Origin of the sequence: Pseudomonas sp. 11/12A, assembly GCF_000800055.1 — a bacterium.
GTDB lineage: Bacteria > Pseudomonadota > Gammaproteobacteria > Pseudomonadales > Pseudomonadaceae > Aquipseudomonas > Aquipseudomonas mohnii.
In genome coordinates, this window is record NZ_JUGV01000001.1 from 5,916,253 (window position 1) to 5,933,761 (window position 17,509).

Genomic DNA, 17,509 nt, shown 5'->3' on the forward strand with positions numbered 1-17,509 from the left:
AGCTACACATGTGCAGCCTCCAGCAAAATCCGCCCGCTGGAGCAGGTGGCGGTTTCATTGCGGTAGGCGAAGTACAACTTGCTGCGTGCCGGGTCGAAACGCAGGTGCAACTGGACTTCATCGCCGGGGCGCACCAGTTGCTGGAACTTCAGCACTTCCATGCCGGCGAATTTTTCCGGCAGGTTCATCAATTGTTGGCCGAGCTTCAGCGCCCACTCCACTTGCACCACACCGGGCAATACCGGCGCCCGAGGGAAATGCCCGCTGAAGTAGGCGAGGTCGGGCGGCACGGCCAGTTGCAGGCTCCACTCGCCTTCGGTTTCGATTTGCTCCAGCACCTGCGGCGCCTTGGGGCGCGGCGCCAATAACAGGGCTTCGACATCGGCCTGGGGCAGTTTGCCCTGGCTGTTCAGCGGCAGTTGTCGCAGCAGGCGCCAGCGCCGTGGCAGGGCCAGGGCTTCGCAATGCTGACTCAGGTGTTGGCGCAGTTCCTGGGTGAGGGTGCGTCGGCCTTGATTGCGCAGGGCATGCAGACCGGATTCGCTCAGGACCAGCAGCGCACCCAGGGAGGCGCGGTTTTCCTGAACCACGCCGAGCCGCACTTCGACGACCCATTCATGGTCGACCAAGGCCTTTTCCAGCATCGGCAGCGAGATGCGCTTTTCTTCCAGCTTGACGATCCGGTCCAGCCGTCCGAGCAGTTCGAAACGGCCATCCGCCGCGATGCGCACAGCGTCGGCGGTGTGTTCGACATGACCGGCCGGCAAGTAAGGCGAGGTGATCAGCAGCGCGCCGTCAGTGTCCTGGCTCAGTGCCACGTCGGCGAAGGGCTGCCACAGATCGTGGCCCTGACGCCAGGCGATACCGCCGGTTTCCGAACTGCCGAGGATTTCCGTCGGCCATTGATGCAGGCGTTGCTGCAGGCTTTGTGCGGCGTCTGCCGGCAGTGCACCGCCAGACGAAAATACCCGGCGCACCGTGCTCAAGGCCGGCCAATCGAGGTTGTCACCCATGCGCTTGAGCAGTGCCGGGCTGGCGACCCAGGCAAAGGCCGGGTGCTCGCGACTGGCGCGTTGCAGGTCTTCGGGAAAGGCCAGTTGTTTGCGCACGAACGAACGCCCGGCGCACAGCGGCCACAGCACCCGAAACAGCAGGCCGTAAATGTGTTGAGTCGCCACGCTGCCGATGATGCAGGCCGGTCCCAGGTCGGCGCCCCACAGTTGCTCCAGGGCTTGGACTTCGTTGACCAGTTGGCGCAGGGTTTTGTCGATGCGCTTGGGTTCGCCGCTGGAGCCAGACGTGCACAGGCTCAGCGAACAGCGGTCCAGGTCCAGTGCCGCGGCGCTGAGGGGCGGCGCGTTGAAATCGGACAGGTGCGCGTCATCGGGCTGATCGGTCAGCCACAGATCGACGTCGCTCGACCAGCGCTGGCGGGTCTGGGCTTGCAGATCGGTCGGCAGCAAGACACTGACGCCGGCACGCCAGGCACCGAGCAGGGCGATCGCCAGGTCGGCGGCGTCTTCAAGGTGCACGGCAACGCGCTGCACACCCTGGGCTTGCAGGCCGGCGGCCAGGCTCAGGGACTGGGCGCACAGTTGTGCGTGATTGAGCGGGGGTTCGGCCGTTACGGCACGATCCGCTTCAGCCTTGAGCAACAGCTGCTCAAGTTTTATCCAATTCATGGGCGGCCTCGTACCCGTTGTCGTATTAGCCATTCAATGGCAAACATCAGGCCTATCAATCCGTAGGAAATCAGGCCGGTGTATAACATCCACCAGCTCAGCGGCGCCCACAGTGTCAGGGCGGCAGCACACAAACCGTTGCAGAGAAAAAAAACGCTCCAGGCGATGGTCACCTGGCGGGTGTAACGAACGCCTTTGGCCGGCAGGTGCGGTTCACGCAGACGGGCCAGGCGTTCGACCATGGGCGGGCCGTATATCAGGCTGAGTCCGAACAGCGCCAACATGAAACCGCTGATCAACACCGGATACCAGCGCAACAGCAGCGGGCTGTCGAACAGCGCCAGCAACAGGCAGAACACGATCGCCACCATGGCCATCCACCGGCTACCGGGTCGTTGCCGACCAGTCAGTGCGCGGGCCAGCCACAGGCTGCCCAGCAGCAGTCCGAACTGCCATGGGGCGAAGTGCTCCATGCCGAAATACACCGCGAAGGGGTACAGCAGGCCCGCCAGCAGCAGGCCGAGGCCAATCAATCGGCTCATGCGGCCGGTTGAACCAGACGGTAGACCGCCTCGACCACGTCGCTGACGGTGCGCACCGACTTAAATTCTTCGGCGGCGATTTTCTTGCCGGTCTGACGTTTGATGTGATCGATCAGGTCGACCGCATCAATGCTGTCGATTTCCAGGTCCTGATACAGGTTGGATTCGAGGCTCACACGCTCGGGCTCCAGCTCGAACAGCTCTACCAAGGCATCGCGCAGGGTGTTGAAAATGTCGTCACGAGTTTGCATGGTCCGGTCTCAAGCTGCCTGTTTTGCGGTGACGAACGCCGCAAGGCTCGCCACGTTACTGAAGTGATTACGCGTGTCCTTGGCGTCGGCATCGATTTTGATGCCGTATTTTTTCTGGATCGCCAGGCCGAGTTCCAGCGCGTCTACCGAATCCAGGCCCAGGCCTTCGCCGAACAGCGTCTGGTCGTCGCCGATGTCTTGGGCGCTGATGTCTTCGAGGCCGAGGGCTTCGATGATCAGATTTTTTATTTCCAGCACCAGGTTTTTAGTGTGCAGATCGCTCATCTTCGGCGAGCTCCTTAATGAAGTAAGAATGCAGATAGTCGTTGAGCTTTCGCGAGGCCTGCGGAGCCGGGCCCAGCGCGGCGAAGGCCTGTGGGTCTATATCGGCCCCGACACGAAAACTGAAGTGCACGCGTCGTTTCGGGATCCGATACCAAGGCTCGGCCTTGGTCAATGTGGTCGGGCTGACCTTGATAACGACCGGGGTGAGGATTTTCGCACCCCGCAGCGCTATTGCCGCCGCCCCCCGATGAAAGGCCGGCGCCTGGCCGGGTTGGGTGCGGGTGCCTTCGGGAAAGATGATCAGGGTTTGGCCGTTTTTCAGTGCATCGGCGGCGGCATCGAGCATCTCCATGCTGCCGTCGTTGCTGATGTAGTCGGTGCGGCGCAACGGACCGCGGGTGAACGGATTCTCCCACAGGCTTTGCTTGACCACGCAGTTGCTGTGGCGCACCAGGCCAATCAGGAACACCACGTCGATCAGCGACGGGTGATTGGCGATGATCATCTGCCCCGGACGGCCGAGTTTTTCCGCGCCTTGAATGTCGTAGGTCAGCACACCGACACGGGCCATGAAACGGACGAAAAACCAGAAGCAGCGACTGACGGTTTGGCGCGCGCGCAAGCGGTGGGTCTGGGCATCGCCGGGAAGGCAGCCGAGCAGCGGGAAAATCACCAGGCGCAGGCACATCCCGCCCACCCCGAACAGGGTGAAGCTTGCGGCGGTCGCCAGCAGGCGCCAGTAATAGGCGTCGCGGTTTTTCTCGGTCAAGGGCTGCGTTGCCAGGTCCATACACGATTTTTCCAGGCATGTTGGCAGGTGGTTGGCTGGCCCAGCAGCATGCACAACAGATTCAGCGCATGGGGCCAGCGAACGTTGGACAACGCATCCGCGGGGCTGTTCATGGACAGCTGCCAGTCATTTCCGGGGGTGATCAGCAGGCCGACGGCATACGGGAAGGGCACATCGTCGATCCAGGTCGAGTAGGCCTGGGGCGGTTGTTCTTCGGTGATGATCACTAATACTGCGGGCGCGCCTTCGTTCAGCAGCGCCGCAGCCTCCAGCATGCCATGCTCCAGGCCATCGCCAGCCGCGGCCAGGGCGGTCATTTCGCTGGTTTCGCCGCGCATGATCGACCACAGGCCAATAATCGCGTTGTGCACGGAAAGGCTGAACTGGGTCGGCGACAGCGGCTGCTTAGCGGCCAGATCGCTGAGGATGTCGAAGGTCCGAGGGGTTTCACCGTGACGGGAAATGAAGACCAGCGGCAAGTCCTGGCGACCCTCGGCCAATGGCCAGCCGACACTGAAGGCCATCCGCGCCAGACGGCTGAGACGCCGGCGCTGCATGGCCGGCAGAAACGACACGTCAGGGGCTGCATCGCTGCCCGGCAGCACGACGGGCTGTCGGCACCAGGCCTGCCAATCGGCCACGCTTTCGAGTCCCGGGGCCCACGCGCGCCATTGGGCGATGTTGAAGTTGATCACAGACATTCATCCCGCCCTTGCGGGCTTGCTTGACGCGGTGATGACTGAAAGCCACGACTCACCCGCGCGGCGCTTGGCGCCGAGTGGCGCGCATTATCGCGGTGCGGCGAACGCGTAGCAAATACTGGTTACATTTTGCTCAACGTTATGTACAGAACAGGTTCGAAAAAATTGAACATTTGACAATTATTCCGATTATTGCACGGCCCGTTTGTCGGTTCTGTCGGTGATTCATGCCGTTTTTTGAGCCGGGCTAGCCACTGAGCGTGCAGTCCCTCTCCAACGAGGTAGCGAAGCAGCGTCGAGGACCACTACACTCGGTCATTCTTTGATACACGGAGGTTTTGACAATGCGGCGCGTGGTGTTCAATCAGAAAGGTGGCGTAGGCAAGTCCAGTATTGCCTGCAATTTGGCGGCGGTCAGTGCCAGCGAGGGTTATCGCACCCTGTTAGTGGACCTCGATGCCCAGGCCAACTCCACTCAGTATCTGACGGGACTTACCGGCGATGATATCCCGATGGGTATTGCCGACTTTTTCAAGCAAACCCTGTCTTCCGGGCCGTTCTCCAAAAAGAACAAGGTCGATATCTACGAAACCCCGTTCGATAACCTGCACGTCATCACGGCCACGGCCGAGCTGGCGGATTTGCAGCCAAAGCTTGAAGCCAAGCACAAGATCAACAAGCTGCGTAAGTTGCTCGAAGAACTCGGTGAAGATTACGACCGTATCTACCTCGACACGCCGCCCGCGCTGAATTTTTACGCGGTATCGGCACTGATTGCCGCCGATCGTGTGCTGATCCCCTTTGATTGCGACAGTTTTTCGCGCCAGGCCCTCTATGGCCTGCTGGCGGAAATCGAAGAATTGAAGGAGGACCACAACGAAGGGCTGGAAGTCGAGGGCATCGTGGTCAACCAGTTCCAGGCGCGTGCCAGCCTGCCGCAGCAAATCCTTGACGAACTGATCGCCGAAGGCCTGCCGGTATTGCCGGTGTACCTGGCCACTTCGGTGCGCATGCGCGAATCCCACCAGGCCAATACGCCGCTGATCCATCTCGACCCGCGGCACAAGCTGACCCAGCAGTTCGTCGAACTGCACAATCTGCTGGAAAACGCCTGATCCTTTCTGATTGCAAAAAAACCTGTGGGAGCGGGCTTGCTCCCACAGGTGTCATTCAGATTCCTTGGCTACGCAGCCAGCTCATCAGCTGCGGTAACGGGAACGCCCCGCTCTGACGCGCGACTTCCCGGCCGTTCTTGAACAGAATCAGGCTCGGAATCGAGCGAATGCCCAACTGCGCCGACAATTGCTGGTTCGCCTCGCTGTCCAGCTTGGCCAGTCGACACTTGCCCGCCAATTGCCCGGCCGCCTGCTCGAACACCGGTGCAAACGACTTGCACGGCCCGCACCAGTCCGCCCAAACGTCCACCAGGAGCGGCAAATCGCCCTTGATCTGGCTGGCGTAATCGCCTTGTTTCAACTCAAACGGTTTGTTCAGCAGAACCTCGGCCTTGCAGCGCCCGCATTTGGGGTGGTCGTTCAGGCGTTCGGCCGGGATGCGGTTGAGGCCGTTGCAGTGGGGGCAGGGGATGAGGAGTGGGTCGGTCATCTGGTAGGTCCGGTAGGAAGCGGGTTCTCCTTATCTGGAGACGCCCGCTCTGGTTTTCAATCATGCACCGACTTCAGGAAGAACAACTGATCTCCAGGTGCTTGCCCCATTCCGGTGGCCGTTCGGCGTAGCTTTCCATTCCCGGTTGTTCCTCGAACGGCTTGCTCAGCACCGCGTGCAGCCGTCGGACTTCCGAGTAATCGCCACGTTCCGCCGCATCGATGGCCTTTTGTGCCAGGTAGTTACGCAGGATGTACAGCGGGTTGACCGCATGCATCCGGGCACGGCGTTGTTCCTGGTCCAGCTCGCCTTCCCGGGCGACCCGGGCGGTGTACTGCTCGCCCCAGGCATCGAAACCCTTGAGGTCGACGAAGTCATCGCGCAAACGAGCGACGGCTGCTTCGGGTGATTCTTCGCCCAGGCGGCGGAAGAACAGGCTGTAATCGACGCCGCTGTTTTGCATCAGTTGCAGCAAGTGCTCCAGCAGTTTCTGGTCATCGTCTTCGGCCGTGGTCAGGCCGAGGCGGCGACGCATCAGGTCGAGGTAGTGGGCCTGGAACAGCGGCAGGTACAGCCCCAGGGTTTCGCGCAGGGCCTCGACGCTGATGAACGGCGTCAGGGCCTGAGCCAGGGCGCTGAGGTTCCATTGGCCGATGGGCACCTGGTTGCTGAAGGAGTAGCGGCCCTGATCATCGGAGTGGTTGCAGATGAAGTTGGCGTCGAAGTCGTCGAGGAAGGCGAACGGGCCGAAGTCGAAGGTGATGCCCAGGATCGACATGTTGTCGGTGTTCATCACCCCGTGGCAAAAGCCGTACGCCTGCCATTTGGCGATCAGTTCGGCATTGCGCTCGACGATCTCGCGGAACATCGCCAGGTAGGGCTCCGGCTGTTCCAGGCACTCTGGAAAGTGCATGGCGAGGATGTGGCCGCCGAGTTCTTTCTGCTGCTCGGGACGTTTGGTGTAGTAGAAATACTCGAAATGCCCGAAGCGCACGTGGCTCGGTGCCAGGCGCAGGACCATGGCTGCCCGTTCCTGCTTCTCGCGCCAGACCGGCGTGTCCGAGCCGATCACGCACAGTGCCCGGGTGGTCGGGATGTTCAGGGCGTGCAGGGCTTCGGAGGCGAGGAATTCACGGATCGACGAGCGCAGCACCGCCCGTCCGTCGCCCATGCGCGAAAAGGGCGTCTGGCCGGCACCCTTGAGGTGCAGGTCCCAATGTTCGCCGGCCTCGTTGTACACCTCGCCCAGCAATAACCCGCGACCGTCGCCCAGCTGCGGGTTGTAGGAGCCGAACTGATGACCGGAGTAGACCATGGCCCTGGGAATGGCATCGGCCCACAGCTTGTGGCCGCTGAACAACTCGGCGAACTCTTGGGTTTCAGCGACGGCCGGGTCGAGGTCCAGTAGCGCCATGGCGGCAGGGCTGGCCACGACCAGGCGCGGGTTGTCGATGGGCTCGGGCAACACATGGGCGGAAAACGCATCGCCCAGGCGGTCGAAGCGATTATCGAAGGTCAGTTCGTCGAGGGCTTTCAAAGGCCGTCTCCAGCAGAATGTCCGAGCATTCTGCTGGGGAATGGCCGGTTAGTCGAGTTTGGCGGCGGGCGGTTCTTGCTGCGGTTTGCCATCAATCGGCTGCGCGATGGTTTTGGTTTCCGGTTCGACCGGAACCAACTTGTATTCCTCACCGTGGAGGTTCTTGAGGTAGATCTCCATCTGCCGGAACGAGATGTTGATGTGCTGCTTCTTGAACTCGCGGTTGATGAAGCGGTTGACCTCGTCGATCACCGGGTTGCGGTCGCCGAGATCGCGCACGTGCATGCGCAATTCGTGGTCGAGGGTGCTTTCGCCGAAATTCAGGAAGTACACGTTCGGTTCCGGTTCCTTCAGCACGCGCGGGTTTTCCCGTGCGGCCTTGAGCAGCAGTTCCTTCACCAGGTCCAGATCGGAACCGTAATCCACGCCGAGCTTGAGGGTCACTCGGGTGATGGTGTCGGTCAGCGACCAGTTGATCAATTGCCCGGTAATGAACGTCTTGTTCGGGACGATGATGTCCTTGCGGTCGAAGTCGGTGATGGTGGTGGCACGGATGCGGATCTTGCTCACCGTGCCCGACAGGTTGCCGATGGTGATGGTATCGCCGATCCGCACCGGGCGTTCGAACAGGATCATGATGCCGGAGATGAAGTTGGCGAAGATCTCCTGCATGCCGAAACCGAGGCCGACCGAGAGGGCCGCCACCAGCCATTGCAATTTGTCCCAGCTCACGCCAAGGGTCGACAGTGTCGAGACGAAGCCGACGCCAGCGATCACGTAGGACAGCAGTGTGGTGGTGGCGTAGGCGCTGCCCTGGGCCAGGTTGAGCTTCGACAGCACGAACACTTCCAGCAGGCCCGGCAAGTTGCGCGCCAGGGCGAAGGTGATGCCGATGATGATCAGCGCGCCGAGCATGTCGCCGATGCTGATCGGCACCATGCTCATGTTGGCGCCGGTGCCGCTGGTGTATTCGTAGAGGGTGATGTTGTCCAGGTACGAAAACACGGTGATCAAGTCAGCCCAGACCCAATACAGCGCTGCCATGAAGCCGCCGAGCAGTGCCAGGCGGATCAGGCGCAGGGACTGTTCGTTGACCTTTTCGATGTCCATGGTCGGTTCTTCGATGACCGCTTCGCCGTCGCCGGCCTCTTTGGCCGCCTGACGCTTGGCCAGGGCGCGCTGGTAGGCCAGGCGCCGGGCGGCCACGCTGAGGCCGCGCACGAAGGTGGCCTCGATCACCAGCCAGAACATCAGCAGGTAGAGGGTATTGATCAAGCGGTCGCTGAGTTTGAGCGCGGTGTAGTAGTAGCCGAAGCACACGGCGACGAACAAGGCGACCGGCAGCGCCGTGAACAGAATCCCCAGCGCTTTGCGGAACAGTGAAGCGGTTTCGTGGTTCGGGCTGCTGATCAGCAGGCGGCTGAGCAACAAGGTCATCAGGGCGTAGCAGATCAGCACCACCGGCATGCCGAGCACGTCATCGGCAAGCGCCGCCGGTTGCAGTTCGGCCACCGCCACCACAGTGACCAGTGCCATGACGACCATGCCCAGACGGCGGATCCAGCCGCGCAGGAATTCCACCTGGGGCTTTTCCCAGCGGAAATGCAGTTCTGCCACACCGCCCGGCGCGAGTATCCGATAGGCGGTGTAGAACACCAGCCAGGCCCCGGCCATTTGCAGCAACGCCGCGCCCATATTGGCGTTCTGCCCTCGGGCGTCGATTTGCAGGGCCAGGCCGCACAAGCCCAGGCCCAGCGAGACCGGCATCGCCAGCAGGATGTTGATCAGGATCGCCTGGGGCGTGTGCCACTGGCTGTCGCGCTTGAAGTGGCCGATGTCCTGGTGAACCTTGTTCAGGCGCGCATACAGACTCTTGCGTCGCCACAGCAGGGCACCAATCAACAGCGCCAGGGGCAGGAACAGCAGCGGTCGCTGGGTCAGGCCATCGATCAGTTCGCTCAGGCTTGAGGCCCACGGCAGGCTATCGACCTGGCGTTGCAGGCGTTCCGGCACGCTGCGCATCCATTCGAGGTCCAGCGGTTTGTTGCTGGGAATCCAGAACATCTGCTCATCCAGCGTCGCCCGCAGGCTTTGCGCGGTGCTGAGCAATTGCTTCTGATTCAGTTGCAGCGTGATCGATTCATTGAGCATCGCGCTCAGTTCACGGTTCAGGCGCTCCAGCAGGTCGACGCGGGTGGTGGCCAGTTCCATCAGGCTTTTGCGCAGTTGCGGGGTCACTTGCTCCGGTGGCTGGGTCGACAGCAGGTTGTCGACATAAGCGGCCGGGTTGCTGAGCAATTCTCGTTGCTGGCTGACTTCGAACTGATACAGGCGAATGTCGGCGATCTGGTCGGCCAGATTGCGATCGACCCTCAGGCGCGGCAGCGCCTGTTTCTGCTTGTAGAGAATCTTGGACAGCAGCAGGCTGCCCTTGAGCACGCTGATTTGCTCATCCAGGGCGGAATCGCTCTGGGTCACGCTGTCCAGTTGTTGCTTGGTTTGCAAGTTCTGCTGGGTGACCTCGTTGAGGCGGTCAGTGCTCTTGAGCAGGTAGTCGGAGAGCTTCAGGTTGGCCGTGCTTTCGGTGGCCAGCAGGCTGCTGCCCCCGGCTTTCTGCGCTTCGATGGACTGTTGCGTCACTGTTTCCTGGGATTGGGCCAGACGCTTCTGGTTGATCAGGTTTTGCAGCTCCTGGATTTCCTGATCGAGACGGTCGGATTTTTCCGAGAGCAAGTCATGCTGGCTGTTGCCCAAATCCTGCAGCTGGGTATTACCGGCCAGTTCCTGGCGACGCAGCGGAATCAGCGCATTGAGTGCCGCCAGCTCGGCGTTGAGCTGGTCGCGCTGCTCGGCGCTCAAGGTCTTGCCGCTGTCCTTGCCGGTCTTGAGGATGTTGTTGATCTGCTGGATGCGCGTCTGGCTGGCGGAAATTTCCGCCTGAGCGCGCTCGGGGCGCGTCTGGGCGGTAATGATCAGGCTGTTGGCATCGCCCAGGGCTTTTTGCAAATCGCTTTGCTGGGTCGAGCGCTCGGTCAGCATTTGCTCGAGTTGCTGAATCGACTCTTTGGTGAAGCGTTGCGCCACCGGCACGACACTGGTGGCCTTCAGACGCGTCAATTCGCGCTGGTTCTCGATGGTCTGTTTGGGGGCGCTGGCCAATAGCTGCTTGAGATCGCTCAGCTTTTGCTCGTAATCACGCCGGTTGTTGAGCTGTGTCAGCGTGTTTTGCAGGACCGATTGCAGGGCCTTTTGATCGGCTTCCGGCAGTTTGCGGTCGGCGATCTTGTCCAGGCTCGCCTGCACGGCTTCGCGGGTGGGCGGTTCGGCGGCTTGTAACGTACCGACGGAGAGACTCAGGCCCAGAAGGACCATGACGAAAAAGGTGCGCAGGCTTGACATAGAGACCGATCAAAAAGCGAAACGAAGAATGGAGTTTAGAGGAAGAGTCCGGGCCCCGGGCGACTTCCTTCGGGGAATTTGACGCCCACTTTGGCGATCTTGTTCCCCTCCATCACCGCGACGGTCCAGATCGTGTTGTTCCACTCCACCTGGTCGCCGACGACTGGAGCACCGCCCACTTTCTGGGCAATGAAGTGGCCCAGGGACATGTCCGGGTCAATGCCTTCGACTTTCAACCCGTACAGGGCCGCAACCGCGGCCAACTGGGCATCTCCTTCGAGTACGAAGTCGCCGAAGAAGCGCAAATCGAGACCCCGCTGCGGTGCCTGGCTGAACAGTTTTCCGAGGGCTGGAAGGTTGTGTTCATGGCCGATGACGCAGAGCAAATCATCGACTTCGAGCACCGTACTACCCGACGGATGGAGCAGTTGCTGGCCGCGAAACAGGGCGGCGATGCGGGTGCCTTCGGGCATTTTCAGCTCGCGAAGGGGCGAGCCGATGCACCATTTCTCGGCACCGAGGCGATAAACGAACAATTCCCACTCGCTGGTGACGTGCACTTCCAGAGCCGAGCGGGAGATCGGTGCGGGTTCCGGCGGAACGGTCACTTTCAACAGTTTTGCCACCCACGGCAGGCTGGTGCCCTGCACCAGCAGCGAGACCAGCACGATAAAGAACGCCAGGTTGAAGTAGAGCTGGGCGTTGGGCAGGCCGGCCATCAGCGGGAACACCGCGAGAATGATCGGCACCGCGCCGCGCAATCCGACCCAGGAAATGAACGCCTTTTCTCGGCCATGGAACGCCTTGAAGGGCAGCAGGCCGACGACCACCGACAGCGGTCGGGCAAACAGAATCATCCACAGCGCCAGGCCCAGCGCCGGCAGTGCAATCGGCAGCAGGTCATGGGGTGTGACCAGCAGCCCCAGCACCAGGAACATGCCGATCTGTGCCAGCCAGGCCATGCCGTCGAGCATGTGCAGGATGCCGTGGCGACTGCGCACCGGACGGTTGCCGATCACCAGGCCGCACAGGTACACCGCCAGGAAGCCGCTGCCATGCAAGGCGTTGGTCAGGGCAAACACCACCAGGCCCCCGGCGATGACCAGGATCGGATAGAGGCCGGTGGCCAGATTGATGCGGTTGACCAATTGCAGCATGAGCCAGCCGCCGCCCAGGCCAATCAGGCCACCGATACCGAACTCGCGCAGCAGGTGGGTCAGCAGGCTCCAGTGCAGGCCGGTCTGGCCGCTGGCGAGCATGTCGATCAAGGTCACGGTGAGGAACACCGCCATCGGGTCGTTACTGCCGGATTCGATTTCCAGACTCGCGGTCACCCGCTCGTTCAGGCCTTTGCCGCCCAGTAGCGAAAACACCGCCGCGGCGTCGGTGGAGCCGACGATGGCGCCGATCAGCAAGCCTTGAATCAGATTGAGGTCAAACAGCCAGGCGGCGGCCATGCCGGTCAGCCCGGTGGTAATCAACACGCCGATGGTCGCCAGCGACAGCGCCGGCCACAACGCCACGCGGAAACTCGAGACCCGGGTGCGTAACCCGCCATCGAGCAGGATCACGGCCAGTGCAAGGTTGCCGACCAGGTAGGCCGTCGGGTAGTTGTCGAAAATAATGCCACCGCCATCGACGCCGGCGGACATGCCGACGGCCAGGATGATCACCAGAATCGGGATGCCGAGGCGCGAGGAAAGTGAGCTCACCAGAATGCTCGCACCTACCAGCAACGCGCCGATCAAGAACAGGCTGTTGATGGTCGTCGCATTCAAAGGCAGTACTCCGGAAAGCTGAAAGGCGGGCACAAACTGACCATGCAGTCTGCGTGCCAGCGATTCTAACCTGTTGAAATGTGATGCTGTCAAAAAGCTTTTGAAACGCAGAACTCTGTAGGAGCGAGCTTGCTCGCGATGATTTCAATGACGACGCGCTGAGTCAGGCAGTACGCGTTATCGTTGACGTCCTTCGCGAGCGAGCTCGCTCCTACAAGGAGCGGTTACAGGCTGAACCGCCCGACCATGCTGTTCAGGTCAACCGCCAAACGCGACAGTTCGCTACTGGCTGCACTGGTCTGGTTGGCACCGGTGGCCGATTGCACCGACAGGTCACGGATGTTCACCAGGTTGCGGTCCACTTCACGGGCCACCTGCGCCTGCTCTTCAGCGGCGCTGGCGATGACCAGGTTGCGCTGGTTGATTTCGACGATGGCGCTGTTGATGGTGTCCAGCGACATTCCGGCACCACGGGCGATGTTCAGGGTCGACTCGGCGCGCTCGGTGCTGTTTCGCATCGAATCCACCGCGTGCTCGGTTCCACTCTGGATGCTGCCGATCATGCGTTCGATTTCGCTGGTGGACTGTTGGGTGCGATGGGCCAGGGCCCGTACTTCGTCCGCCACCACGGCAAAGCCGCGACCGGCTTCACCTGCACGAGCAGCCTCGATCGCGGCGTTCAACGCCAGCAGGTTGGTCTGGTCGGCCAGCCCGCGAATCACGTCCAGCACCTTGCCGATGTCGCGGGACTCATTGGCCAGGTCGCCGATGAGGGTCGCGGTGCTTTGCACGTCGGCGCTCATGCGTTCAATGGCGCTGACGGTTTCCTGCACCAGATCACGGCCATCCCCGGCAGACGCGGTGGCGCTCTGCGAGGCTTCGGAGGTGCTGACGGCATTGCGCGCGACTTCTTCCACGGCGCTGGTCATTTCGTTGACTGCGGTGGCGGCCTGTTCGATCTCGTTATTTTGCTGGGTCAGGCCGCGAGCGCTTTCGTCGGTGACACTGTTGAGTTCCTCAGCGGCAGAGGCCAGTTGCGTGGCCGAGCCGGAAATGCGCAGCAGGGTGTCGCGCAGTTTGTCCTGCATCTTCGCCATCGCCGCCAGCAGGCGGCCAGCCTCGTCCTCGCCATCGACCGTAATCGGGCGAGTCAGGTTGCCTTCGGCGATGCTCTCGGCGGCACCCAGGGCATTGGCAATGGGTTTGGTGATGCTGTTGATCAGCAACCAGGCGAGGGCCAGGGTCAGTGCGGTAGCCGCCACCAGCAAGGTGATGACCAGATCGAACGCCGAATCATATTGATCGGCGGCCTGCTGGTTGGTGTCGCGGGTCTGTTGGGTATTGATCTCCAGCAGACGGCTCAACACGGCGTTCACAGCCTCGGAGTTGTTGAGCAAATCGGTGTTGAGCAGGTTGCGCAGTTCATCGACCTGATTGTTGCGCGACAGGGTCTTCATCCGGTCTTCGATCTGGCGGTATTGCCCCAGCAGTTGCACGTATTGATCGTAGGCCGCGCGTTCCTGCGGGCTGGCGATCAGTTTTTCATAGGTCGCTTGTGCGGCGTGGATCTGCTGGTTGCGCGTCTCCAGCAATTCCATGGTTTTTTGCTGGACGTCCGGTTCGCGATTGACCAGCAAGCGATACGACAGCACGCGCAGGCGCAAGGTGAGTTGGGTGAACTCATCGAGGCTCTGGATGCTCGGCACGCTGTTCAAGGTGATTTCTTCGGCGGCGCCACGGATCTTGCTCATCTGATTCAAGGCAAACACCCCCAGAATCATCATCAAGCCGCCGATCAGGGCGAAGCTGAGGAACGCCCGTGGAGCGATATTCATATTTCGAAGGGACATGGCGGTTACCGAAAAAGGCGCACCTGAGCGGTGCCGAGGCTGACGTATGGAGGACTTATCGGTCATGCGTCTCAAGTCTTGAGCCCTTGCGCGGTTTTTGCCGTTAACCGGTCGTTATCTGTAGGAGCGAGCCTGCTCGCGATGGACGTCAACGATTACGCGGGCTGTCTGGAAGAACGCGTAATCGTTGACCACCATCGCGAGCGAGCTCGCTCCTACATAAGGGCTGGCGACGAAGTGCAGGAACCAGATGAGCCAATCACAGTCTTTAAAACTCGCGAGGACAGTCGCCGTCAGGAAGATCAAGGCTTTGCGCCCGTATAACCCTGGCATCCACCGTGACTTTTCTTTATCGTACGCGCCCTTTGAAAACCCCGGAAAAATCAAAATGTTGGAAGCATCCCTTAGCCAATTGGAACAACTGGTCAGCGACCTGGTGCAACAGAACCAGGGCTTGCTCAGCACCAACCAGGCCCTGAGCGCAGAACTGGCCCAGGCCAAAGATGAAAACGAAAGCCTGCAACTGAGCCTGATGGAACAGGAAGAGAAGCAAGGCGCCACCGCAGCCCGCATCCAGGCTCTGGTTGAGCGCGTCAGCGCAGGCCCAGTCAGCGCATGAGTTACAACGCCGCAGGGGTAAGAGTCGTCTCGATTCTGGGGGAGGACTATTCGATCAAGGCGCCGGCCGGGGAAGAGCAAACCCTGCTGGACGCTGCAATGATGCTCAAGGCTGCCCTGGCCGACACCAAAAGGAAGTACCCGACGCTGATCGGTGACCGACTGCTGGTGCTGGCCGCGATGAACCTGTGCTCGCAGCAGATCGAAATGCAGAAGCAACACAAGCTCGAACTCGACCGTTACCAAGAGCAAGTCAGCGCCACGGTTGAAGTGATCTCCAAGACGATCAATCAGGCCTGATCGGCTTTGCGCACAACCAAAGAATAAATTGTCGATTTAATTGTATACAATCGGCACGGCTGTTGCAGTGTTTCAGCCTCTTATTCTTTGGGGGTGCTCCATGCAGTTCTGGCGACGCAGTATTCAATGGCAGTTGATCCTGAGCATGGGCACTGCCCTGCTGGTCAGTATCCTGATTGTGGTTGGCATTTATACCCTCGTGGTCAACCGCCTCGCCGAGCGCTATCTGGTCGAGCAGGCGCTGCCGTCGAGCATCGAGGCGATGCGCAACGATATCGAGCGCATCCTCGTTCAACCCCTGACTGCCGCCAAGGACATCGCCAGCAACAGCATGGTGCGCGACTGGCTGGCCGAGGGTGAAAGCAGTGCCCAGAGCGCGACGTTCACCACGTACCTCGAAGGCATCAGGGCCGAACACAAAGCCTTTACCGCGCTGATTGTCGGGACTGCCTCCAACCATTACTTCACCGAAAAAGGCCTGGACCGCACCCTCAGCCGTACCAACCCCAAGGATGCCTGGTTCTATTCATTCCTCGACAGCAACCAGCCGCGCACCCTCAATATCGACAACGACACGGCCACCGGAGAATTGGCGCTTTTCATCGACCTTAAAGTCGAGAAGGCCGGCAAAGTCGTGGGCGTTGCCGGCCTTGGCCTGAGCATGAAAGAGCTGTCGGAGCTGATCCACAATTTCAACTTCGGCGAGCGCGGCAAGGTCTATCTCGTGCGTTCCGACGGTTTGATCCAGGTTCATCCCGAGGCTCGGTTCAGCGGCAAACGTACCTTGGCCGAGCAAATCGGCGCGTCAGCCGCCCAAACGGTGATGGGTCAACCTTCTACCTCCAAAACGTCTGCCACCCACAGTGGCTTTGTGCGTGATGGCGAAGATTTCCTGGCATTGAGCCTGCCGCTGCGGGACCTGGGCTGGACCCTGGTGGCCGAAGTGCCGCAATCGCAGATCTACGCCGAAGCCCGTCGCGCCCTGTGGATGAGCAGCGGCATTGGCCTGGCGGTGGCGCTGGTGTGCCTGTTGCTGGTGGTGTTGCTGGCCCGTGGGTTGGTCCGGCCGATTCGTCAGGTAACAGCGGCATTGGTAGCCATTGGTAGCGGTGGTGGAGATTTGACCCAACGGTTAGATTCCAGCCGCGCCGATGAGCTGGGTGATCTGGCTCGCGGCTTCAATCGCTTCCTCGACAGTCAGCGCAACATGATCGGTGAAGTGCTGACCACCAGCGAGCAATTGCGCACAGCGGTCGGCCAAGTGGCGCGGGTGGTGGATAACACGGCCGAGCGCTCCGGGCGTCAGCAGGAAATGACCGACATGGTCGCCACGGCGGTCCATGAAATGGGCCTGACCGTGCAGGAAATCGCGCAGAACGCCGGCAATGCAGCCGTCGCTTCGCAAAACGCTCGCGATGAGGCGTTGCAGGCTCGGGAAGTGGTGGGTGGGTCTATCCGGCACATCGAAAGCATGTCCGATGAAATCGGCGTTGCCGCCAGCGCCGTGGGCGAATTGGCCAATCAGGTGGCCTCCATCGATCAGGTATTGGCGGTGATTCGCGGCATCTCCGAGCAGACCAATTTGTTGGCGCTGAACGCCGCCATCGAGGCGGCGCGGGCCGGTGACATGGGGCGTGGATTCGCCGTGGTGGCCGATGAAGTGCGGACCCTGGCACGACGCACGCAAACGTCCACCGACGAGATTCAGCAGATGATCGGCAGCCTCAAGCAAGGCGCGGAGAACGCGGTGTCGTCGATGCATTCCGGGCAGGCCGCGACCGGCACTGGGGTTGAGTCGAGCCAGCGTACCGGGGCATCGTTGACCGCGATTACCGGGCAGGTCGAGCGTATCAGCGACATGAACCACCAAGTGGCGACGGCGACGGAAGAGCAGTCGGCAGTGACCGAAGAGATCAACCGCAACGTGCAGGGCATCTCCGATCTGGCGCGGGCGACGGCGGGGGAGGTCCGGGCTTGTCGGGAGGACTGTCAGACGCTGCAGCGGCTGGCGGATGATCTGGCGCGGCAGATGGGTGGGTTCAAACTCAGTTGATGTGTTGATTGTGGTAACGCCTTCGCGGGCAAGCCCGCTCCCACAGGGTTTGTGTGTTGAACACAGGTTTTGTGAACAACAGGGATTCCTGTGGGAGCTGGCTTGCCAGCGAAAGGAT

15 protein-coding genes and 2 pseudogenes are annotated in these 17,509 nt (G+C 61.0%); 5 read left to right on the forward strand and 12 right to left on the reverse strand.

Features of this window, described 5'->3' with window-relative positions; translation table 11 throughout:
- Positions 1 to 2 precede the first annotated feature (2 nt).
- The 6 genes from GQ39_RS27150 to GQ39_RS27175 are packed head-to-tail and all read right to left on the reverse strand — an operon-like array spanning position 3 to position 4,251.
- Positions 3 to 1,682, reverse strand: a complete 1,680-nt coding sequence (locus tag GQ39_RS27150) for an acyl-CoA synthetase family protein (RefSeq protein WP_047536542.1) — start codon at positions 1,680 to 1,682, stop codon at positions 3 to 5.
- On the reverse strand, positions 1,679 to 2,224 hold the full coding sequence (locus GQ39_RS27155) for a membrane protein (RefSeq protein WP_047536544.1): 546 nt from the start codon (positions 2,222 to 2,224) through the stop codon (positions 1,679 to 1,681). Before GQ39_RS27155 ends, GQ39_RS27150 begins: the two co-directional genes overlap by 4 nt.
- Positions 2,221 to 2,475, reverse strand: coding sequence for an acyl carrier protein (locus tag GQ39_RS27160; protein WP_028622164.1), 255 nt, complete (start codon positions 2,473 to 2,475; stop codon positions 2,221 to 2,223). Before GQ39_RS27160 ends, GQ39_RS27155 begins: the two co-directional genes overlap by 4 nt.
- Before the next feature lie 9 nt (positions 2,476 to 2,484).
- Complete coding sequence (locus GQ39_RS27165) at positions 2,485 to 2,760, reverse strand: phosphopantetheine-binding protein (protein ID WP_047536547.1); 276 nt, start codon at positions 2,758 to 2,760, stop codon at positions 2,485 to 2,487.
- Entirely contained in the window at positions 2,741 to 3,550 is an 810-nt protein-coding gene (locus tag GQ39_RS27170) for a lysophospholipid acyltransferase family protein (protein ID WP_047536549.1), read from the reverse strand. The genes GQ39_RS27165 and GQ39_RS27170 overlap by 20 nt, the downstream gene beginning before the upstream one ends.
- Positions 3,526 to 4,251: a beta-ketoacyl synthase chain length factor gene (locus GQ39_RS27175; RefSeq protein WP_047536551.1), complete on the reverse strand. Its 726-nt coding sequence runs from the start codon at positions 4,249 to 4,251 to the stop codon at positions 3,526 to 3,528. The genes GQ39_RS27170 and GQ39_RS27175 overlap by 25 nt, the downstream gene beginning before the upstream one ends.
- 344 nt (positions 4,252 to 4,595) lie before the next feature.
- Here GQ39_RS27175 and GQ39_RS27180 point away from each other — a divergent pair, with 344 nt between their 5' ends.
- Positions 4,596 to 5,366 (forward strand): ParA family protein, encoded by a 771-nt coding sequence (locus GQ39_RS27180; protein WP_047536553.1) that lies wholly within the window; start codon positions 4,596 to 4,598, stop codon positions 5,364 to 5,366.
- A 55-nt stretch (positions 5,367 to 5,421) separates the two neighbouring features.
- Here the strand turns inward: GQ39_RS27180 and trxC are convergent, their stop codons facing one another.
- The 6 genes and pseudogenes from trxC to GQ39_RS33920 all read right to left on the reverse strand — a co-directional run.
- Entirely contained in the window at positions 5,422 to 5,856 is a 435-nt protein-coding gene (gene trxC, locus GQ39_RS27185; protein ID WP_030129872.1) for a thioredoxin TrxC, read from the reverse strand.
- Between the two features lie 73 nt (positions 5,857 to 5,929).
- Entirely contained in the window at positions 5,930 to 7,393 is a 1,464-nt protein-coding gene (selO, locus tag GQ39_RS27190; RefSeq protein WP_047536555.1) for a protein adenylyltransferase SelO, read from the reverse strand.
- A 48-nt stretch (positions 7,394 to 7,441) separates the two neighbouring features.
- Positions 7,442 to 10,792, reverse strand: coding sequence for a mechanosensitive channel MscK (gene mscK / locus GQ39_RS27195; protein WP_047536557.1), 3,351 nt, complete (start codon positions 10,790 to 10,792; stop codon positions 7,442 to 7,444).
- 35 nt (positions 10,793 to 10,827) lie between these two features.
- The gene (locus GQ39_RS27200) at positions 10,828 to 12,570 is read right to left on the reverse strand and encodes a potassium/proton antiporter (RefSeq protein ID WP_047536559.1); all 1,743 of its coding nucleotides are present in this window, start codon (positions 12,568 to 12,570) and stop codon (positions 10,828 to 10,830) included.
- Positions 12,571 to 12,794: 224 nt separating this feature from the next.
- Complete coding sequence (locus GQ39_RS33915) at positions 12,795 to 13,667, reverse strand: methyl-accepting chemotaxis protein (RefSeq protein ID WP_442961754.1); 873 nt, start codon at positions 13,665 to 13,667, stop codon at positions 12,795 to 12,797.
- Positions 13,650 to 14,486, reverse strand: a pseudogene (locus GQ39_RS33920) (MCP four helix bundle domain-containing protein); the annotation flags it as partial. The pseudogene GQ39_RS33920 and the gene GQ39_RS33915, both read right to left, overlap by 18 nt.
- A 322-nt stretch (positions 14,487 to 14,808) precedes the next feature.
- On the opposite strand from GQ39_RS33920, the gene GQ39_RS27215 reads away from it, so the two are divergent.
- The 4 genes and pseudogenes from GQ39_RS27215 to GQ39_RS33930 all read left to right on the forward strand — a co-directional run bounded on the left by GQ39_RS27215 (position 14,809) and on the right by GQ39_RS33930 (position 17,391).
- Entirely contained in the window at positions 14,809 to 15,039 is a 231-nt protein-coding gene (locus GQ39_RS27215) for a hypothetical protein (protein WP_047536565.1), read from the forward strand.
- Positions 15,036 to 15,338 (forward strand): cell division protein ZapA, encoded by a 303-nt coding sequence (locus GQ39_RS27220; RefSeq protein ID WP_047536567.1) that lies wholly within the window; start codon positions 15,036 to 15,038, stop codon positions 15,336 to 15,338. Before GQ39_RS27215 ends, GQ39_RS27220 begins: the two co-directional genes overlap by 4 nt.
- A gap of 145 nt (positions 15,339 to 15,483) precedes the next feature.
- Positions 15,484 to 16,524, forward strand: a pseudogene (locus GQ39_RS33925) (HAMP domain-containing protein); the annotation flags it as partial.
- 135 nt (positions 16,525 to 16,659) lie between these two features.
- A complete protein-coding gene (locus GQ39_RS33930; protein ID WP_371919914.1) occupies positions 16,660 to 17,391 on the forward strand; it encodes a methyl-accepting chemotaxis protein in 732 nt (243 codons plus the stop codon).
- The last annotated feature ends 118 nt before the right edge of the window (positions 17,392 to 17,509 follow it).

Coding starts and splice junctions, on each gene's coding strand:
- GQ39_RS33915 (WP_442961754.1), bottom strand. CDS start 13,667: ATGGCGAAGATGCAGGACAAACTGCGCGACACCCTGCTGCGCATTTCC.
- GQ39_RS27170 (WP_047536549.1), bottom strand. CDS start 3,550: ATGGACCTGGCAACGCAGCCCTTGACCGAGAAAAACCGCGACGCCTAT.
- GQ39_RS27180 (WP_047536553.1), top strand. CDS start 4,596: ATGCGGCGCGTGGTGTTCAATCAGAAAGGTGGCGTAGGCAAGTCCAGT.
- GQ39_RS27175 (WP_047536551.1), bottom strand. CDS start 4,251: ATGTCTGTGATCAACTTCAACATCGCCCAATGGCGCGCGTGGGCCCCG.
- GQ39_RS27160 (WP_028622164.1), bottom strand. CDS start 2,475: ATGCAAACTCGTGACGACATTTTCAACACCCTGCGCGATGCCTTGGTA.
- trxC (WP_030129872.1), bottom strand. CDS start 5,856: ATGACCGACCCACTCCTCATCCCCTGCCCCCACTGCAACGGCCTCAAC.
- GQ39_RS27220 (WP_047536567.1), top strand. CDS start 15,036: ATGAGTTACAACGCCGCAGGGGTAAGAGTCGTCTCGATTCTGGGGGAG.
- GQ39_RS27155 (WP_047536544.1), bottom strand. CDS start 2,224: ATGAGCCGATTGATTGGCCTCGGCCTGCTGCTGGCGGGCCTGCTGTAC.
- GQ39_RS33930 (WP_371919914.1), top strand. CDS start 16,660: ATGGTCGCCACGGCGGTCCATGAAATGGGCCTGACCGTGCAGGAAATC.
- GQ39_RS27150 (WP_047536542.1), bottom strand. CDS start 1,682: ATGAATTGGATAAAACTTGAGCAGCTGTTGCTCAAGGCTGAAGCGGAT.
- GQ39_RS27215 (WP_047536565.1), top strand. CDS start 14,809: ATGTTGGAAGCATCCCTTAGCCAATTGGAACAACTGGTCAGCGACCTG.
- mscK (WP_047536557.1), bottom strand. CDS start 10,792: ATGTCAAGCCTGCGCACCTTTTTCGTCATGGTCCTTCTGGGCCTGAGT.
- GQ39_RS27165 (WP_047536547.1), bottom strand. CDS start 2,760: ATGAGCGATCTGCACACTAAAAACCTGGTGCTGGAAATAAAAAATCTG.